Annotated in this window: 23 protein-coding genes and 1 pseudogene; 13 read left to right on the top strand and 11 right to left on the bottom strand. The window is 42.0% G+C overall.

Features of this window, described 5'->3' with window-relative positions; all coding sequences use genetic code 11:
* Positions 1–521 precede the first annotated feature (521 nt).
* On the top strand, positions 522–1,142 hold the full coding sequence (locus DC487_RS08785) for a trimeric intracellular cation channel family protein (RefSeq protein ID WP_116775566.1): 621 nt from the start codon (positions 522–524) through the stop codon (positions 1,140–1,142).
* 18 nt (positions 1,143–1,160) lie between these two features.
* On the opposite strand, the gene def is transcribed toward DC487_RS08785, so the two are convergent.
* Entirely contained in the window at positions 1,161–1,748 is a 588-nt protein-coding gene (def, locus tag DC487_RS08780; RefSeq protein WP_116775565.1) for a peptide deformylase, read from the bottom strand.
* 172 nt (positions 1,749–1,920) lie between these two features.
* Between def and DC487_RS08775 the strand changes: the two genes are divergently transcribed.
* From DC487_RS08775 to DC487_RS08745, 7 genes are all read left to right on the top strand, one after another.
* Positions 1,921–2,688 (top strand): hypothetical protein, encoded by a 768-nt coding sequence (locus tag DC487_RS08775; RefSeq protein ID WP_116775564.1) that lies wholly within the window; start codon positions 1,921–1,923, stop codon positions 2,686–2,688.
* Positions 2,689–2,725: 37 nt separating this feature from the next.
* Complete coding sequence (locus tag DC487_RS08770) at positions 2,726–3,898, top strand: Gfo/Idh/MocA family protein (protein WP_116775563.1); 1,173 nt, start codon at positions 2,726–2,728, stop codon at positions 3,896–3,898.
* 21 nt (positions 3,899–3,919) lie between these two features.
* A complete protein-coding gene (miaA, locus tag DC487_RS08765; RefSeq protein ID WP_239016349.1) occupies positions 3,920–4,810 on the top strand; it encodes a tRNA (adenosine(37)-N6)-dimethylallyltransferase MiaA in 891 nt (296 codons plus the stop codon).
* A gap of 114 nt (positions 4,811–4,924) precedes the next feature.
* Entirely contained in the window at positions 4,925–5,371 is a 447-nt protein-coding gene (locus DC487_RS08760) for a MarR family winged helix-turn-helix transcriptional regulator (protein ID WP_207774344.1), read from the top strand.
* 4 nt (positions 5,372–5,375) lie between these two features.
* Positions 5,376–5,801: an organic hydroperoxide resistance protein gene (locus DC487_RS08755; RefSeq protein ID WP_116775560.1), complete on the top strand. Its 426-nt coding sequence runs from the start codon at positions 5,376–5,378 to the stop codon at positions 5,799–5,801.
* 9 nt (positions 5,802–5,810) lie between these two features.
* A complete protein-coding gene (locus DC487_RS08750) occupies positions 5,811–6,191 on the top strand; it encodes a DUF1304 domain-containing protein (protein ID WP_116775559.1) in 381 nt (126 codons plus the stop codon).
* 52 nt (positions 6,192–6,243) lie between these two features.
* A complete protein-coding gene (locus DC487_RS08745) occupies positions 6,244–6,876 on the top strand; it encodes a nitroreductase family protein (RefSeq protein ID WP_116775558.1) in 633 nt (210 codons plus the stop codon).
* Positions 6,877–6,933: 57 nt separating this feature from the next.
* Here DC487_RS08745 and DC487_RS08740 read toward each other — a convergent pair whose 3' ends face one another.
* From DC487_RS08740 to rpmB, 9 genes and pseudogenes are all read right to left on the bottom strand, one after another.
* Positions 6,934–8,487: an Rne/Rng family ribonuclease gene (locus tag DC487_RS08740; protein WP_116775557.1), complete on the bottom strand. Its 1,554-nt coding sequence runs from the start codon at positions 8,485–8,487 to the stop codon at positions 6,934–6,936.
* Positions 8,488–8,785: 298 nt separating this feature from the next.
* Positions 8,786–9,628: a tetratricopeptide repeat protein gene (locus tag DC487_RS08735; protein WP_116775556.1), complete on the bottom strand. Its 843-nt coding sequence runs from the start codon at positions 9,626–9,628 to the stop codon at positions 8,786–8,788.
* Positions 9,629–9,634: 6 nt separating this feature from the next.
* Positions 9,635–9,928: pseudogene (locus DC487_RS08730) on the bottom strand (HU family DNA-binding protein); the annotation flags it as partial.
* A 276-nt stretch (positions 9,929–10,204) separates the two neighbouring features.
* Positions 10,205–11,800: a bacillithiol biosynthesis cysteine-adding enzyme BshC gene (gene bshC, locus DC487_RS08725; protein ID WP_116775555.1), complete on the bottom strand. Its 1,596-nt coding sequence runs from the start codon at positions 11,798–11,800 to the stop codon at positions 10,205–10,207.
* A gap of 115 nt (positions 11,801–11,915) precedes the next feature.
* A complete protein-coding gene (gene rimO / locus DC487_RS08720; protein ID WP_116775554.1) occupies positions 11,916–13,250 on the bottom strand; it encodes a 30S ribosomal protein S12 methylthiotransferase RimO in 1,335 nt (444 codons plus the stop codon).
* An 81-nt stretch (positions 13,251–13,331) separates the two neighbouring features.
* Positions 13,332–14,294, bottom strand: coding sequence for a signal recognition particle-docking protein FtsY (gene ftsY / locus DC487_RS08715; protein WP_116775553.1), 963 nt, complete (start codon positions 14,292–14,294; stop codon positions 13,332–13,334).
* Positions 14,295–14,450: 156 nt separating this feature from the next.
* Positions 14,451–14,612, bottom strand: coding sequence for a DUF4295 domain-containing protein (locus tag DC487_RS08710; protein ID WP_082785011.1), 162 nt, complete (start codon positions 14,610–14,612; stop codon positions 14,451–14,453).
* Between the two features lie 66 nt (positions 14,613–14,678).
* Positions 14,679–14,861 carry a 50S ribosomal protein L33 gene (gene rpmG, locus DC487_RS08705; RefSeq protein WP_066755820.1) on the bottom strand — a complete coding sequence of 61 codons (183 nt, stop codon included), beginning with the start codon at positions 14,859–14,861 and terminating at the stop codon, positions 14,679–14,681.
* An 87-nt stretch (positions 14,862–14,948) separates the two neighbouring features.
* Positions 14,949–15,182, bottom strand: coding sequence for a 50S ribosomal protein L28 (gene rpmB / locus DC487_RS08700; protein ID WP_116775552.1), 234 nt, complete (start codon positions 15,180–15,182; stop codon positions 14,949–14,951).
* A 295-nt stretch (positions 15,183–15,477) separates the two neighbouring features.
* Between rpmB and DC487_RS08695 the strand changes: the two genes are divergently transcribed.
* Positions 15,478–15,705 carry a hypothetical protein gene (locus DC487_RS08695; RefSeq protein WP_116775551.1) on the top strand — a complete coding sequence of 76 codons (228 nt, stop codon included), beginning with the start codon at positions 15,478–15,480 and terminating at the stop codon, positions 15,703–15,705.
* A 10-nt stretch (positions 15,706–15,715) separates the two neighbouring features.
* Entirely contained in the window at positions 15,716–16,432 is a 717-nt protein-coding gene (gene recO / locus DC487_RS08690; RefSeq protein WP_116775550.1) for a DNA repair protein RecO, read from the top strand.
* Positions 16,433–16,521: 89 nt separating this feature from the next.
* Here recO and DC487_RS08685 read toward each other — a convergent pair whose 3' ends face one another.
* A complete protein-coding gene (locus DC487_RS08685) occupies positions 16,522–16,713 on the bottom strand; it encodes a cold-shock protein (protein ID WP_066755833.1) in 192 nt (63 codons plus the stop codon).
* 150 nt (positions 16,714–16,863) lie between these two features.
* Here DC487_RS08685 and DC487_RS08680 point away from each other — a divergent pair, with 150 nt between their 5' ends.
* Genes DC487_RS08680 through DC487_RS08670 form a run of 3 tightly spaced genes read left to right on the top strand, consistent with a single transcriptional unit; the run spans position 16,864 to position 18,697 of the window.
* Positions 16,864–17,595, top strand: coding sequence for an SIMPL domain-containing protein (locus tag DC487_RS08680; RefSeq protein WP_239016348.1), 732 nt, complete (start codon positions 16,864–16,866; stop codon positions 17,593–17,595).
* A gap of 5 nt (positions 17,596–17,600) precedes the next feature.
* Complete coding sequence (locus DC487_RS08675; RefSeq protein ID WP_116775548.1) at positions 17,601–17,969, top strand: DUF4359 domain-containing protein; 369 nt, start codon at positions 17,601–17,603, stop codon at positions 17,967–17,969.
* On the top strand, positions 17,969–18,697 hold the full coding sequence (locus DC487_RS08670) for a pseudouridine synthase (protein WP_116775547.1): 729 nt from the start codon (positions 17,969–17,971) through the stop codon (positions 18,695–18,697). The genes DC487_RS08675 and DC487_RS08670 overlap by 1 nt, the downstream gene beginning before the upstream one ends.
* Positions 18,698–18,716: the final 19 nt, after the last annotated feature.

The following is an 18,716-nucleotide window of genomic DNA, read 5'->3' as shown; positions in this document are numbered from 1 at the left end:
AAGCTAAACTACTCACCACGCATCATGATCATTTCTTTAAAGAACTTTCTCGCCGCCGCATCGCGCTTTGGCACTTTATGTTTTACTCTATCGAGCTTAACGTTTCTTTTTTTGTTTCCCTTCCTCTGTGGTTGGGATTGCAAAGGTAGGAATCTTTTCTGATCTTCCAAATTTATTTTGAAAATATTTTTGGTGATCTCCTCTTCCCGAATCCGCTCGTTTTGTCAGCTAACGCCCCCTAAAACTCGCTTTTTCTATCCTTTCAATATCGTTCCTCCCTTGCGGAGTGGTGCAAAGGTAGAATAAACTTTCGCACCTCCAAAACCTTTTTTACTATTTCCTGTTCTAGCAAAGCTAACTACCTTAAAAAGAGGTCAGAAAATTTCGACCCAAATTCACTAGCGAATCACAAAGACTTTATCGCAAGAGGGTTTTATACTAACGGAGAATACCAGTCAAAATTGTATATCCGCCTATAGAAAATTATATATATTTGGATAAAGTGGTTTTAAAGCGTTGAAATGAATATTCTATACGGATTAGATTTATTGGGCACGATGATGTTTGCGATATCTGGTGCAATGGCAGCGAACAGGAATAACGTCGATGTATTTGGCGTCGGATTTATGGGATTTGTGACCGCTATAGGTGGAGGATCACTCCGTGACATCTTTTTAAATATACGACCTGTGTGGGTCGAAGACGGAAATTATATCATTGTGATATCTATTGGCGTACTCATTTCGCTTACTTTCAACAAGCAATTATACGCTTTGGCACGCACACTCACTTTGTTTGATGCGATTGGTATTGGTTTCTTTACCGTAGTTGGTGTTGAAAAATCGTTGAATTATGAAAGCAACGCTTTTGCGGCAGTGCTGCTAGGAATGTTTTCCGCTTCTATGGGCGGCGTGATCAGAGATGTATTATTACAAATTCCTCCACTAATATTACGTCGGGAGATTTATGCGACAGCATGTATCGCCGGCGCGACGCTTTTTGTTATATTAGATAATATGGCGGTCGACCCGGCGATCAATGCATTTGCCAGTGCAAGTCTTGTATTTACTATTCGAATTATTTCCGTTCGCTATAACTGGTCTCTCCCGATCGGGCAAAAAGCGTTCTCGAGCAAATCATAGTATAAACAGAACCTCTGATTATCGCTTTTTCTTTTGTTGTGGGAAACGCATTTTGTACGACGTACGAACTTCACCTTTAGAAATCGCCTCCAACTTCGACTTGAGCATCGTCTTTTTCAATGGTCTTAGTTTATCCAGAAACAATTTGCCTTCAATATGATCGTACTCATGTTGTACAACACGCGCAGCTAGACCGGTGAGTTCCATTTCATATTCCTCGAAATTCTCATCCAAGTAATTAATGATGATGTTTTCTTTGCGCATTACCTCCTCATTAATATGAGGAATGCTCAAACAGCCTTCATTAAAACCCCATTCTTTGCCACTCTCTTCCACCATGATCGGGTTGATAAATACATGTTTAAAATCCTTGGCAGTGGTATCACCCGGGCCATCTTCATCATCTTCACCAAATGGAGAAGCATCGATCACGAACAAACGAATCGGCAAACCAACTTGCGGAGCAGCTAAACCCACGCCACTAGCAGCATACATCGTCTCAAACATATCCTCAATCAAACCCTTTAGATTAGGATAATCCTCTTCTATCTCTTCTGCCTTTGTACGTAATACCGGATCTCCGTAAGCTACTATAGGTAATTTCATGCTATTTTTCTTTTGCAACGCAAAGTTACCAATTATTCGCCAGTGTACATATTATACAAGTAACATGTACCTGATTTACTATCAGGCATGCCTATTCCCCAGTGACTTTATTAGTTACTAAATACTAAGCATAGCAACGACGAGGCCGAATGGAAAATGTGTAATTTTGATCATGCAAGCAGTCTTAGGTAGATTTATAACAGCACTTGGCGCGATCATGATGGACGACATTAGCGCAATCACTTTAGATCAGGGAGTGGTGGAGTTATCTTCCAACAAACTGCCCATGCGCCTATGGATTTATCCAGATGATGTACATCATAGGCTGGAAATTAACGATAACTTTAAAACCATCCATATTGATCTTCATGCGCTGGTACACGACATGGACAAGATTCTTGCTCGAATACGCACAATTGCAGGCTTTGGCCGGCGAATCTATGCTCGACAAACCGTGGTGGCCCGAATAGACAAACGAATTACGACAGCATTCCTTACCGAGCACCATTTGCAAACACCGATGCCTGGAAAATATCGCTATGGCTTATATTTTGAAGGTGAACTGGTGAGTATCGCTGTATTTAGTGGCGGTCGGAAAATGCAAGGGCAACCGGAAGATTACCGTTCGTTTGAACTGATTCGTTTCTGCCACAAACGCGACTTTATTGCCGTTGGCGGATTATCCAAATTGATTGCTGCCTTTCGGAAAGATTTTAAACCGGGCGATCTCATGACCTACGTAGATCGAGATTGGTCCCAAGATTCTTCCCTGCAACAAATTGGCTTTATTGAGAAGGGAACGTTGGCTCCTCAACCCGTTGTTATTCCTCATAAACCATCAATCGCGAGTACGCTGGATGAAGACAAGGATCATCCAGCGATCTACAAGATGAATAGCGGAAGTACGAAATTGGTGTTACCATTCGATATTACGAATTAGTTTTCGTTATATTTAGACCTCAAAATATCAGAAAAACATGACAAGAAAACTACGCATGGGTATGATCGGTGGTGGCCTAGATGGGTTCATCGGCGGGGTACATCGCATAGCTGCCTTTATTGACGGCAAAATTGATTTCGTCTGTGGCGCACTTAGTGTTGATCCAGAAAAAGCAACGGAATCCGGTAAGGCTTTATTTTTACAACCTGACAGAATATATACCGACTACGTCGATATGATTCAAAAAGAAGCACAACTCCCTGAAGGCGTTCGTATGGATTTCGTCAGTATCGTAACTCCTAACTTTTTGCACTTTGGCCCAGCCAAACTAGCACTGGAGAGCGGTTTTGACGTAGTCGTAGACAAGCCTATGACCATATCAGTTGCAGAAGCGAAAGAATTACAAGACATTATACAACGCACTGGACGCACGCTGGCACTGACGCACACTTACTCGGGCTATCCGATGGTGAAGCAAGCCAAAGCCATGGTGAAGGAAGGTCATTTTGGAAAAATCAGAAAAATTGTTGTAGAATACCCACAAGGTTGGTTGGCACGATTGACCGAAAAAGAACTTAGCAGCGGAGCTGAATGGCGCTCTGACCCCACCAAGTCTGGCAAATCACTCGTGATGGGCGATATCGGCACGCATGCTGCGCACTTGGCGGAATATGTTTCCGGACTTCGCATTACCGACCTTTGTGCTGATTTGACTACATTCGTAGAAGGCCGTAGCATGGACGACGATGGTTCGGTATTGCTTCGTTTTACCGAAGGTGCAAAAGGTGTGTTAATGGCTTCGCAAATTTCTGCTGGTGAAGAGAATGCAGTACGCATTCGTATCTACGGCGAAAAAGGTGGTTTGGAGTGGGCAAATGAAGATCCAAACAACCTTATCATTAAAATGCTCGATCAACCGAGACAGATTTATCGTACTGGAAACGCCTATGCTGCTCCGTATACCTTAAGTTCTTTCGCCACCTACAACACACGTATTCCTTCCGGCCACCCAGAAGGATTATTAGAAGCGTTTGCGAATATTTACCGCAATTTCGCGGAAACGGTATCGGCAAAACGTGAAGGACAAACGCCAACAGACGAGCAATTGGATTTCCCGAATGTGCATGATGGAGTTCGCGGCATGCAATTCATCGACACTGTGGTACAAAGCCATGCAAGCAATGAAAAATGGACCAAATTTGAAGGATAATTCATGATCGGCGAGCCGAATTTGAAAACCATAATAGATCAGGCGAAAGATAATCTTTCGCCTGATTCGTTATTAATTATCATTGGTCCCACCGCCTCCGGCAAAACTTCTTTAGCCGTTTCTTTGGCAGCGGAGCTGAATGGGGAAATCATTTCCGCGGATTCCCGACAGGTGTACCGGCACATGGACATCGGAACGGGGAAAGATCTAAGCACTTACGGTGATATCCCATATCACCTCATCGACATTGCCGAACCAGGAGATCGCTATCAGGTAGATCGATTCCGACAGGATTTCTTCGCCGCATTTGATGATATCGTTTCGCGTGGCAAACAACCCATTCTCTGCGGCGGCACAGGGTCATATATCCAATCTATCTTACAGTATTCGCGCTACGCACAAATCCCTAAAGACCTTTCGCTACAGGCTGAATTGGCTTTACGTTCCAAAGAACAATTAATCGCCGACATACATCAGCTAGGCATTCCTGCCGATTACAAAATAGATTTTCACAACCACAAGCGCTTGGTACGTGCCCTAGAAATTATATTATATCTAAAACAGCACAATCCGGTTTTGAGTCCTCAGCGAATCATCCAACATTATTATGCTATTGGATTAAATCCACCGCTTATAAAAAGACGTGAAGCTGTCCATCAACGACTATTACAGCGTTTGGAACAAGGATTGATCACAGAAGTACAAAACTTATTGCTACTAGGCCTCAGTCACGAAGATCTGGATTACTACGGATTAGAATACCGATATGTGAGCTTGTACCTTCAAGGAACATTATCATATAACGCCATGGTGGAAAAACTAACCATCGAAATTCAACGTTATGCTAAGCGGCAAATGACTTACTTCCGGAAAATGGAAAAAGATAGTATTGCCATTCATTGGCTCACCTAATTATTAACATCCAATATCGTTTTTCGTCAGCGCTATCGCTGATCTATTTATAATGCCAATGTAAGTTTTGCAAAATTAGATTGTGCACAATTTAAATTAATCTACCTTTGTGATGTGAATAATGTAGAAGATAACAAACAGTTAAAGCTCAAAAGTCAGCTATGTTTCCCAATTTATGCATTAGCACGGGATATTGTAGCGGCTTACCGACCTCTCTTAGAGGCTCTTGATCTCACGTACCCGCAGTATTTGGCATTGTTAGTGCTGTGGGAAAAAGAGGAACAGAGCGTTTCTCAATTAGGCGAACAGCTGGATCTGGATAGTGGCACGTTGACTCCATTGCTCAAAAGATTGGAGCAAAAAGGTCTAGTGAATAGAAAGCGAAGTACGACAGACGAACGTAGCGTACTCATCTCCCTAACAGAAGCAGGATCAAAGTTGCAGTTTGAAGCAGCTAATATACCGTCTAAATTAATGGAGGCGATGCCCGTGTCGGCAGCTGAACTAAAAACACTTCAACACATTATTTGCAAAATCCGTAAAAACATACGTAAAATTTAAAGTCATGAAAGAAATGTATCGTATTGGTGCTACCGCTACCGGAGGTAGAGAAGGGCACGTAAAGAGTGAAAATGGCGTCTTAGATATCGACGTAAGAATGCCCAAAGGATTAGGTGGAAAAAATGATGATCATGCCAATCCAGAAATGTTATTTGCGGCGGGTTATGCCGCTTGCTTTGATAGTGCCTTGACGCTGGTGATCAAAAAAGAGAAATCGCCTGCTGGAGAAACTTCCGTAACCGCTGTGGTAGGTATTGGACAAATTGAAGGTGGTGGTTTTGGATTAGCAGCAGAGCTACAAGTAAATGTTCCTGGCGTTTCGCAAGAAGAGGCACAAGGACTTGTCGAAAAGGCACATCTAATATGCCCTTACTCCAATGCTACGCGTAATAATATCGATGTGAAACTAACCGTTACAAATAACGACTAGATAGCATCTATGGAAATCATCGCAAGTATATTGACTGCTGTAGTAGCCATCGAACACATCTATATATTATGGATGGAGATGTTTGCTTGGGAGACCGTCGGCAAGAAAACGTTTGGAAAATCACTGCCAGCAGAATTATTCAAACCAACAAAAGGCCTAGCGGCCAATCAAGGATTATATAATGGGTTCTTGGCAGCTGGTCTGGGTTGGAGTTTCTTCGTAGCTGATCCAATTTGGTCATCGAACATACGGCTGTTCTTTCTGGGCTGCGTGATCATAGCAGCCGTATATGGTGCTGCTACTGCATCCAAAAGTATACTGGTGAAGCAGGGGATTCCAGCAATCTTAGCTATGGTCGCAGCACTTGTCTCTCGATTTCTGTTTTATTAATATACCTATAAAAAAATAAGTACATATATCATACCCAATAAATTAATAAAGAATGTCATTAATAGAAGATTTAAACTGGCGACACGCCTGTAAAGCATACGATCCGACCAAAAAAGTAAGTCAAGACGATCTTAATAAAATAGTAGAAGCAGCCCGATTAGCCCCTACCTCATCGGGCTTGCAACCTTTCAAAGTGATTGTGCTAAAAGATTCAGAACTTCGTGATCAAATTGCGCCTACAGCACTAAACGCAGATTGCGTACGCGAGTGTTCGCACATCTTAGTATTCGCTGCATGGGACAGATATACTGCAGAACGTATCGATACGGTGTATGACCTTACGACAGATGTTCGCGATCTTCCTCGCGGCCGATTCGTAAATTATACAGATAAGCTAAAAGAGATGTACCTAGACGAAGCTGCTGATGCTAATTTTGCGCACATTGCTAGACAAACCTATATTGCTTTGGGATTGGCCTTGGCACAAGCAGCCGAACTGAAAATTGACAGCACACCGGCAGAAGGTTTTGATAACGCGGCTGTAGATCGCGTATTAGGATTGCAAGAGTTAGGCTTAAAAAGTGTGAGCTTGATGTATATTGGCTACGCCGACAAAGAACGCGATTGGTTAGCACCGATGAAGAAAGTGCGACAGCCATTAGAAGAATTTGTCGTAGAGATGTAAGCACAAAAAAGGTCGTTACCCTATTCGGATAACGACCTTTTTGTAATGTCTTGATGACTACAACTTGATTTCTTCTTCTTTTGCGTTGAAGAAATGAAATTCAGTCAAATAATACGAAGCCACGGGTTTGACTTTAATCCATTTACCGTACTTCAGGAACCACTTTAAACGCCTTGAGATCCAACCTTTTTTGATGTATGCATCAATGTAAGGATGCACAAAAAGGGAAATGCTTTTCTCATTTTGTTCTTGCAGGATGAAGCTCAAATTACTTTCAATATCATCTAACAGAACAATACTTGATCGAATCTCTCCCGTACCATCACACGCCGGACACTTTTCGCTGGTTACCACGCTCATTTCTGGGCGAACCCGTTGACGAGTGATTTGTACCAAACCGAATTTACTCGGTGGCAAGATGGTATGTCGGGCACGATCGCCAGCCATACATTCCTTCAAGAATACATACAGATCCTTGCGATTAGTGGCTTTGTGCATATCAATAAAATCGATCACCACAATACCGCCCATATCGCGCAAGCGAAGCTGACGCGCAATTTCTTTGGCCGCTTCCTTGTTTACTAGGAGTGCATTATCTTCCTGGTTCTCTTTGCTGGCAATGCGGTTTCCGCTGTTTACATCTATCACGTGCAACGCTTCAGTATGCTCGATTACGAGATAAGCGCCACCGTGTAGGTTTACCGTTCTGCCAAAAGATGCTTTAATCTGCTTCTCTACACCATAATGTTCGAAGATAGGTTCTTTGCTTTTATAGAACTTCACGATTCGCTCCAGATCTGGCGAGATCTCCTGTACATAGGATTTTACCTCGTCATAGATTCCAGAGTCGCTCACGTAAATATGACTGAATTCGTCGGTCAAAATATCACGGAGTATGGTGGAAGCACGATCCATTTCGCCCAGCACTTTTTGCGCAGGTTCCACATCTTTCAGGCGCTTGGTAAACCGTTCCCACTTAGAAATCAAATCCTGCAGATCCTTCTGTAGCTCTTCTACACCTTTTCCTTCGGATACGGTGCGGATGATAACCCCAAAGTTTGGTGGTTTGATGCTTTCGACAATCTTCTTTAGGCGGTTACGCTCGGCGTTACCTTTGATTCGCTTGGAGATGGAAACAGAACTGGAGAAAGGGACAAGAACCGCAAAGCGGCCTGCGATAGATAAATCCGAACTCAGGCGAGGGCCTTTGGTCGAAATAGGTTCTTTGGCTATCTGCACAGGAATGAGTGTATTCTTGGACAGTATGTCCGAGATCTTCCCTGCCTTATCGATATCTTTCTCGAGTTTTAAACTACTGAGCAGTTTCTCTTGATAACTGCCGTTCTTTACTATTCGAGATAGCTTGAGTAGTGACTGGACTTGTGGACCAAGGTCGAGGTAATGCAGGAATGCGTCTTTTTCGTATCCTACGTCTACGAATGCCGCATTGAGCCCTGGCATAATCTTTTTTATACGACCGAGGTAAATATCACCCACCGCATAGTGGTTATCCACTTTTTCGGTGTTCAGTTCTACCAACTGCTTGTCTTGTAGTAAAGCAATAGTCACCCCCTTTTCGGGAGTTGAATCGATGATTAATTCCTTTACCAACAGCTATTTCAATTATGGACAGATACAGACTCGCTCCATATCCTTTCTTGGTCCAATAAAACAAAATTGTTTAATTAAAAACGGACAATTCTCTCACGCCATTTTGAAGTGAGAGAATTGTTCCACGATGACAATAAATGTCTCTCTCCGCTAAACAGAGAGATCAACTTATTTCTTCTTATGTCTGTTTTTTCTTAAACGTTTTTTGCGTTTGTGAGTAGCCATTTTGTGTCTTTTTCTTTTCTTTCCGCTTGGCATAGCTTTAATGTTTTTAAATGATTATAAAATAATATGTTAATTACTTGCTCAACTCTTCGATTCTACGTTCGATGAATTGGGAGAGGGTCGGATCTGCAGCCATTTCCTTGCTTTTTTGAAAAGCGGCAATAGCTTCATTTTTCAACCCAATATTTTCATAGCTTGTTGCTAGATAAAAATACGATTCTGCATCGGGCTTGATCTCGATGACGGTAAGAAAGCGATCTACAGCGCGGTCAAATTGTCTTGACTGCATAGAAAACAAACCTAATGTTTTGTTGGCTTCTAGGTTTTTTGGATCGATCGCCACAACTTCTCGCAATATAGCAATTCCTGCCATAGGATTGTTAGTTCCCGTTACCATCGTAGCGCCAAGACCGGTTTTTGCAGCTAAGCTACTCCCATCCAAATCTACAGCTTGCTGATACGAATCCATGGCAAGACGGTTTAGCTCTCTTGCTAAGACGGTATCTTGCAAATTAGTATAGGCTTTGCGATAAGCATCACCTGCCTGCAACCAGTATTCGAATTTCGGATTGGTTTTGGCCATCTCTTCATAAACGAATCCTTGCGGTGCAAATTTGGCTAGATCATCCCATTTCTGAGCAATCTGCTCCAAAATGGCAATGCGATCTTCGCCTTCACTACCAGCTAATTGCCCCTCCAATTTGCTAATCTCATCAGCCAATGTTGGGTTTATACCTTGCTTAGACATGGCAGATACATCTTCCATGGTAAACATGCGCATGCCGCCACCGCTGCTTGCCGTTTCCTCGACCTGAGGCTCTGTCACTAAACCTTTGATAGGCTGTGCCAATAGCAGTCCCATTATTAGAACTACTCCTAGCACAACCGCTATCTGTATTTGTTTAGTCTTTTTCAAGTTTGATTATTTCTTGTTGCCGCTTTTTACTTTCTCTACAAACACTTTGGCAGGCTTGAAGCTTGGAACAAAATGCTCAGGGATAATAATTGCGGTGTTTTTAGAAATGTTACGCGCAGTTTTCTCAGCTCTTTTCTTCACTACGAAACTGCCAAAACCTCTTACGTACACGTTCTCGCCACCTACCATGGCTCCTTTTACTACCTTAAAGAATGCTTCTACTGTTTCCTGAACATCTACTTTCTCCAAACCTGTCTTGTTTGAGATTTCTGCGATGATTTCTGCTTTAGTCATATTGTGCTTATATACTGAATTTTCATTACAACCCCTAGGCGCACAGCACTTTGGGGACGCAAAGGTATCGCTTTATATTGATGTTTAAAAATAAATATCGTTTTTTAGCCAATTAGGGCATATAATCCCATCATCGCGATATTCATAGTCAAACTTCAACTCCTTAAAAAAGGAATCGCAAAGATAAAATTTTATATCTGTAAATCAAACAGTTGTTTCACTTATCAGACGGTTTTATTTCCTCCAAAAACACGCGCACGTCATCTTTGAAGAATCAAATTATTAATACAAAATTGTGAACTTAAAATCTAAGGGGTTGAAATACGTAACAAGTTCTTCAATAAGTTCATCACCATACTTCACATACAAGGTGGCAAAATTCTCCGATCGTTCTTGTAATCCACCGCCTGGGAATAGCCGATCTTTCACTCGCTCAATCTGAATTAAACCATCCTGATGATTTCTCTTGTCTGCTTTCAACAGCTTTTTCTCCAAGCTGTTAATCGCCTTTTTAAGACGCGCTTTCACTGCTTCAGTACTTGGACCTAAACTTGGATCAATCTTGTGCGTACGTAGCTTCATCTTACCGAAGATGGCATTCAATTCCATCCATTCATCTCGCAAAGTCAAGCGATGCTTGGTATAACGCTTGACATAATCATTCTTTAATACGTCCAGCGGCTTAAAAATACTCTTCAAGGTAAGATCTAGCCGAAAGATCTTGCCAACAACGGCATCTTCTGTCACGATCGCCGAATTGCGCGGCACCAAGATGGGGAATGGGGTATTGTATTGATCGAAGTTGGCTTTCAATTGCAACCAATATACGATCTCGGCACCACCACCGATATATGCCAGATTCGGCAAAATAAGTTCCTGATAAAGCGGACGCATCACCACATTAGGACTGAATCGCTCCGGATGAGATGCAATCTCTTCCCGCAACTCTACCTCACTGAAATAGCGCTGTTGATGCAACACTTCAAACCGACCGTCGGAAGTACGCACGATGCGTTCGCGGTATTCATCCGTCAGGTAAAAGAAATTGATCTCGCGCGCATTCACCTGCGTCGCAAAACCTTCTTTATTAAGCTCGGCAGAAGTTGCTTCTATCGCTTTGAAACTATTCTCCGACAGGATATCTTGTTCGATAATCGGAGCAAACACTTTTTTCAATGCCGGCCGATCGGCATCCACAATCAGCAAACCGTATTCTTTAAATAATTCGTGCACCAATGTGCGCGTGGCATCGGCTAATGACCGGTTTTTCAGGTAAGCATTTTCTACTAATTGCGCCAAATCTTGCGAATGACCGGATAGACCTAACATGCCGATATACTCTCGCACGGTAGCCGCAATATCTGCGGTAGACATTCTCCCAGTAGCCGAAATAGCTGGCGTATCCCAACTTACTTTTTTTCCGTGTACACGCGTATGGTTGATCTCCGCAAAATCATGATCTTCCGTCGCCATCCAATACACCGGTACAAAATGGTTGTCGGGATATGCTTTTTTAAGATCTCTTGCCAGCCTAATGGCTGATACGATCTTGAAAATAAAATAAAGGGGTCCGGTGAAGATATTGAGTTGATGACCGGTCACAACCGTGAATGTCTTTGCATCGCCTAAAGCGGTAATCTGCTCCGCAACCAAAGGAGCGGTTTCCAACAAATCTGCATATTGAAGCTGCAGTTGCTCTACCAACAGCTCACGAGTAGCTTTGGGGAAAGAAGCTTTTTCAGCAATCTGTTTACCGAAGTTTTCTATCGTTGGTCGATGACCATAGAATGGTGCCAATTTGGGGTCGCCATCGAGGTAAGCCAATAATGTTTGCGAAAAACTGTTGGTATCTTTATAGTCGATGTATGTGGCTTTCATTCTCTTACCCTAAATTTAATCTGCACAAAAGTAGTGCTTTTAGCACCTAATCGGCATGGCCAGACAAGATTTGACAAATAAATGAGCCCCGCGAAAAATATGCGACGGCCATCAATTATTTAACAATAGTTCCGTACAAGTCGAAATCTTCGGCACGATCGATCTTCACCTGTACAAAGTCGCCCACACGAGCATAATCTGTCGTAGCATTTACGAGCACCTCATTGTCTACCTCAGGCGAATCGTATTCGGTACGACCTACAAAATAATCGCCGTCTTTCTTATCAATCAATACGCGGTATTCGTTGCCTACTTTTTCTTGATTTTTGTCGAATGAAATACCTTGCTGGATTTCCATGATCTGCTCCACGCGGTATTCCTTTACTTCTTCTGGCACATCGTCTACCAAGGTATGCGCATGTGTTTTTTCTTCGTGCGAATAGGTAAAGCAACCCAAACGATCGAACTGTGTATCCTCTACCCAGCGCGACATTTCTTCAAAATCTGCTTCGGTCTCGCCCGGATAGCCACAGATTAATGTCGTACGCAAAGCGATATCAGGCACTTTGTCCCGAATCTTGTTGACAAGATCTATGGTTTTCTGCTTGTCAATACCGCGGCGCATGGATTTCAACATATTATCCGTAATGTGTTGCAACGGCATATCTAGGTAATTACAGATATTGCTACGCTCATTCATCACATCCAGAATGTCCATCGGAAAACCAGACGGATACGCATATTGCATGCGAATCCAATCGATGCCTTCCACATCGGAAAGATGACGCATCAAATCCGACAAATTGCGTTTGCCATAAATATCTAGCCCATAATAGGTAAGATCTTGTGCGATCAAGATCAGCTCCTTCGTGCCATTAGAAGCCAAGAATTTGGCTTCTTTCACTAAATCATCAATGGATTTGGAAACGTGCTTACCACGCATGAGTGGAATCGCACAGAACGAACATGGACGATTACAACCTTCGGCAATCTTGAAATAAGAGAAATGCGAAGGTGTCGTAAGCAAGCGTTCGCCCACCAATTCGTGCCTATAATCTGCACCAATGCTCGATAACAAATCTGGCAGATCGTTGGTACCGAAGTACGCATCAACGTTGCTGATCTCCGCTCGGAGTTCTGGTTTATAGCGCTCGGAAAGACATCCGGTCACGATCACCTTATTAACTTTTCCTTGGTCTTTGAGTTCGGAGAACTGAAGAATGGTATCGATCGATTCTTGCTTCGCGTTATCAATAAATCCACAAGTATTGATCACTACGATATCATCCGCTTGAATGTTGGAAGATTCGTGTACCACATCAATGCGATTGCCTTTTAACTGCCCCATCAACACTTCACTGTCGTGGATGTTTTTCGAACAACCTAGCGTTACGACGTTCACACGTGGTTTACGCACTGTTGCGGCTACCTTTTTCTCTTTCGTTCTCATACTATCTCTTTCCAAATGCTCGGTCAATGATCTTTTGGTAGATCGCGCGCCGGCATATGCTTATGTTGGGTAAACTCTTTGCTATTTAAATAAAGAGTCTACAAAATCTTTTTTCTGAAATAATTGCAGGTCACCGATTTTCTCGCCAACTCCGATGTATTTTACCGGAATCTTGAACTGATCGGATATTCCAATAACGACACCACCTTTGGCGGTACCATCTAGCTTCGTCAATGCTAACGCATTCACATCTGTTGCTTCGGTAAATTGCTTACATTGCTCAATGGCATTCTGCCCTGTAGAGGCATCTAATACCAACAAGATTTCGTGTGGTGCATCGGGCACGACCTTTTGCATCACGTTCTTAATCTTTGTCAGCTCGTTCATCAAGCCAACCTTGTTGTGTAAGCGACCTGCAGTATCGATAATAGCGACATCATCACCATTTGCTACCGCAGATTTGACGGTGTCAAAAGCTACTGATGCAGGATCAGAACCCATTGGCTGCGCCACTACACGGACTCCGACACGTTCGCCCCAAAGCTTGATCTGATCCACAGCAGCAGCACGAAAAGTATCTGCTGCACCAAGCACGACTTTGTTGCCGGCTTCTTTCAGCTGATGAGCCAACTTACCGATGGTTGTGGTTTTGCCGACGCCATTCACGCCCACTACCATAATCACGTATGGTTTGTGATCGCCGTATTCCAATCGCTCAAAATCGTCGCTATTGTTTTCGGCAAGCAAAGATTGAATCTCATCACGCAGCAATCCATGTAGATCATCCGTGCTCACGTATTTATCCTTGGCTACGCGCTTCTGAATCCGATCTACGATCTTCAAGGTGGTCGTAACACCGACATCAGACGTAACTAATACCTCCTCCAGATTATCTAGCACATCATCATCGATGGTCGATTTTCCAACAACAGCCTTCGTGATTTTGGAAAGGAAACCATCTTTGGTTTTCTCCAATCCTTTATCAAGCGCCTCGTGGGCTTCCGGCGTCTCTTGTTTTTTCTTAAAAAAATCGAATAATCCCATGCTAAAATCTATTTACTAAAAGTGCAATATCACTGCTATTCTGGATCTTCCGCTGCGCGAAAGAAAGCCAAATATACTAAAAAAGCCCTTTTGGCAATGACCAAAACGGCTTTGAATCTTTGATAAGGATGATCTTAAAAAAGAAAGATACAATGCTTATTTAGAAGATGCAGAGATAACCTCTTTCACTTTGTCATTGTGTACCATACTTTCTTTGAAAGTATAAGCGCCTGTTTTTGCAGACTTAGCGGTAAGAATTACTTTTGTAAACTCTTTACCACCACCTTTTTGTAATGATGCAACTGCCTTCTTTGCCATGGTATGTTATATTTTATGCGATGATCTTCGCAAGCCTAAGCCACTACGAAGAATATCACAGATTGCTTACTTAATTTCTTTATGAACCGTTACTTTTCTCAATACTGGGTTGAATTTTTTCAATTCTAAACGCTCAGTAGTGTTTTTCTTGTTCTTTGTAGTGATATAACGAGACATTCCTGGAAGACCAGTTTCTTTGTGCTCTGTACACTCTAGAATAACTTGTACTCTATTTCCCTTTTTAGCCATTTTCTTATGCTTTATTTAGACCCTCACGGGCTTGTAATTTCTAATAAATATTGACTTCTGATACAACAGGCTGTATAGTAGTAACTACTAAACGTATCCTTTTTTGATGAATTTTTCGATTACGGCAGTAATACCGTTTTTGTTAATCGTTTTGATCGCAGCAGTAGATACTTTCAACGTAATCCAACGATCTTCTTCTGGAATGTAGAAGCGTTTAGTTTGTAAGTTCGGGTAGAATTTTCTTTTGGTCTTAACGTTTGAGTGAGAAACGTTATTCCCTTTCAATGCTGCTTTGCCTGTTAAATCACAAATTCTTGACATGATATCTGATTTTTAATGTTGTATTTTGTTCAATACTCTCTTTTCAAAGAGTTTGCAAATATCTAAATTTCTTTTGGGATATGCAATATGACTGCGCAATATTTTTTTCAAAAATATAGAAATTAGCCGCATCAACACAGGATTTGGCACACAATGTGTGTTATAACAAATGTCCTTGTATAGCACATTCTCACAGGGAATGGTGGATGTACTACACAGATTTCTCACAAAAGAACGTATTTTGCGGAACAGATTGGATGAAATGGACTTTAAATAGTTTTCAACAATTCACAACATGAACAAGTATTTAATTCGAGGTTTCGGCTTATTGATTCTGGGCGCCATCATCACCATCTATAGTTTGAATTTGATGCAAGCGGAAGGTAGTATGTACAAATTTATTATGCCAATCGGCGTACTGTGTTTTGGTATTGGAGTGATTCTATCAATGTATAGCGTATTCCGAAAAATAGATCGCAATACATTGCAACGCTATCGGCGTGATCAACAAAATTTAAAATAATGAAAAGTGCATGATTGTTCGGACCCAAGGCATTGCTCTGAAACTAACAAACTATTCGGAAAACAGCATTGTAGCTCAAATCTTTACCAAAGATCACGGTCTACAATCTTATTTGATCCAAGGAGCTAAAAAACCGAAGGCGAAAATCCCTTTAGCCATCTTGCAACCGTTCCACCTGCTGGATTTGCAAGCATATCACAAAGAGCACAACCAGTTGCAACGGATAAAAGAGGCACAGCAATATCCCGTTTTACGCGATATTCCGCTCAACATCGTCAAGAGTTCTATTGCGATGTTCCTCAACGAAGTACTTTATAAAGTACTTCGCCACCAAAATCCTGACCCTTTTGTCTTTCAATACATAGCAGATTCCATCCAGTGGCTAGATCAAGCAACCACAAAATTGGGCAATTTTCATTTACTGTTTCTTATTGGCTTAAGCAGATATTTAGGATTTTACCCTATTCAAACACAAAAGCCTTATCTCGATCTTGCTGAAGGTGTATTTACTAACAGCTTACCAGCACACGCCCATTTTATTGCTGAACCGAATACTTCCACCTTTAGATTGTTGATGAATAGCAGTTTTGAATCCATGCACGAAGTAAGTCTTTCGAAGGACGATCGTCGGTATCTTTTGGAAAAGATATTGGACCTGTACCGGCTACACACCGAAAATTTTGGCGAGGTACGATCCTTAGTTGTATTAGAAGAAATATTCGCCTAAAACTGCGCACTACAGCATACAAAAAGCTCGATATCACGTGATATCGAGCTTTCTGACACAATAAATATATTTAATATCTAATCGTAGTCTTAAATAAGTTTTACATTTACCGCGTTAAGGCCTTTACGTCCTTGCTCTACTTCGTAAGATACGTGGTCGTTCTCACGAACTTTGTCTACCAAACCTGACACGTGAACGAAAATTTCGCTCTCGCCAGAATTTGGAATAATGAAACCGAAACCTTTAGTTTCATTGAAAAATTTTACTGTTCCTTCTTGCATTTTGTATTAAAATTATTGTTCCATAAAGATATTGAATATAATCAATAATTTGGAATTATTTTTACAAGCTCTTAAACCAAAAGAAAAAATTTTGGTCTTTCTGTAACAATTGAACAGTTTTTGACGTACATTATTTTAAAAGACAACAACATGAAAAAAATCATCTACCTTATGGCCTTGATCGGCCTTGTATCTGCAAGTAATGCACAAACTATGACTGGAGACAATGCACGCAGAGTATCGACAAAAGGATACGCGGAAAAAGAAGTTACACCTGATATTATCTACTTGTCAGTATCGCTTCGAGAATATTTAGTAGACGGAAATGCACGTAAGAAAGTAACAATTGAAACTCTAGAGAAGCAATTGTTTGATGCGGCGCTAAAAAATGGTGTTAAACAAGAAGATCTAACGATCCAAAATATCTACAGCTACAACAACGAGACAAAAAAGAATAAAAACCCCGAATTATTGCAAGCACGTCAGTACCGCATCAAAGTAACGGATTTATCTAAATTGAACACGCTATTTGATGAGGTAGATAGTCGCGGTATGCAGAGCACTTCTATTAGTGAGTATGATCATTCGCAAAAACGCCAAATCGAGCGTGATCTTAAGACAGAAGCAGTAAAAGACGCGCGCGCTAACGCCGAAGTATTGGCTAGTGCAGATGGCCAAGCGATTGGTAAAGCATTATTGATTAACGACAATAGTTCATTTAGCTGGAACGATATCATGCCAGTCGGTCGCATGTATGCGATGAGTGCAAAATCTGCTGACATGATGGAAGGTGCTGAGGAAGCTAGCAACATTAATATCAGTATTCGCCCGATCAAGTTGATCGCGAATGTAGATGCTGTATTTGAATTAAACGGCAAATAAATAAGATGAGTAAAACACGCATCTTTGCATTGGTCGGAATAGTCGTGCTTATCGCGGCTTTTCTGACCAATCCTAGTCAAGAAAGACACGAGGAAGTGTTGCGCGCCAAGGCGAAAGAACTCCTCACCTCACAACTCGATTATAAGCATGAGGATGCCATGCAATTGGGCATGATGCTTTTTGGAGATCGAGTAATCGACGAATTCTTAGTCAACAATGTTCATATCAAGAACTATTATTTGTTTTCGTTAATCGAAATCAGATGGCAAGCTGACGCTCAAGTAGTTGGTGGAGGCGCCTTTGGAATGGTCTGGCTGAGCCCAAAGATTGATGAAGAGGCCGACAAGATTATCCGCATACTCAAAGACTTATAATGCATTTAGATATTCTTTATGAGGATGAATACCTCATTGCCGTCAATAAACCGCACGGTTTATTGGTACATCGATCGTCCATCGCTAGCGATGCGAGTGAGTTCGCGCTACAATTATTGCGACAGCAAATCGGCAAAATGGTACATCCTGCACATCGCTTAGATCGGAAAACAAGCGGCGTATTGCTCTTCAGCCTGAACCGGGAGATGGATGGCGTGATACAGCCGATGTTTGCCAATCGGCAAATGAGCAAAAAGTATGTAGCCGTATTGCGCGGTCATGCTCCTGCGGAAGGTACAATAGATTATGCCTTGAAGAAAGAAAATGGGATGATGCAAGAGGCTATTACCCATTATAAAACATTGGCGCTAGCCGAAATAGATTTGCCTTTTGGCAAGCATTCTACTTCGCGCTATAGCCTGGTAGAAGCACAGCCAGAAACCGGCAGAATGCATCAGTTACGTCGTCATTTCGCCCATATTCTGCACCCAATCATTGGCGATCGCCCACACGGATGCAACAAGCAGAATAAGTTGTGGAAGGAAACTTTTGAGATGGATACCATGATGTTGCATGCCTCTTCCCTTTCTTTCATACATCCTGTGCACAACACCAGAGTAGACATAGAAGCCCCAATTCAACCGGAATTTGCGCGTGTAGTAGACATTTTAGGGATTCCCTCTGATTTGGTGCCTGTGCCTAGCTTGACAACAGCGTTGGATATGTAGTATTTTACCGCATCAATCT

This window comes from Sphingobacterium corticibacter, assembly GCF_003076635.1.
In the GTDB taxonomy this organism is placed as follows: domain Bacteria; phylum Bacteroidota; class Bacteroidia; order Sphingobacteriales; family Sphingobacteriaceae; genus Sphingobacterium; species Sphingobacterium corticibacter.
The sequence above is the reverse complement of the archived record's forward strand: the minus strand, read 5'-3'. Positions and strand labels throughout refer to the sequence as shown.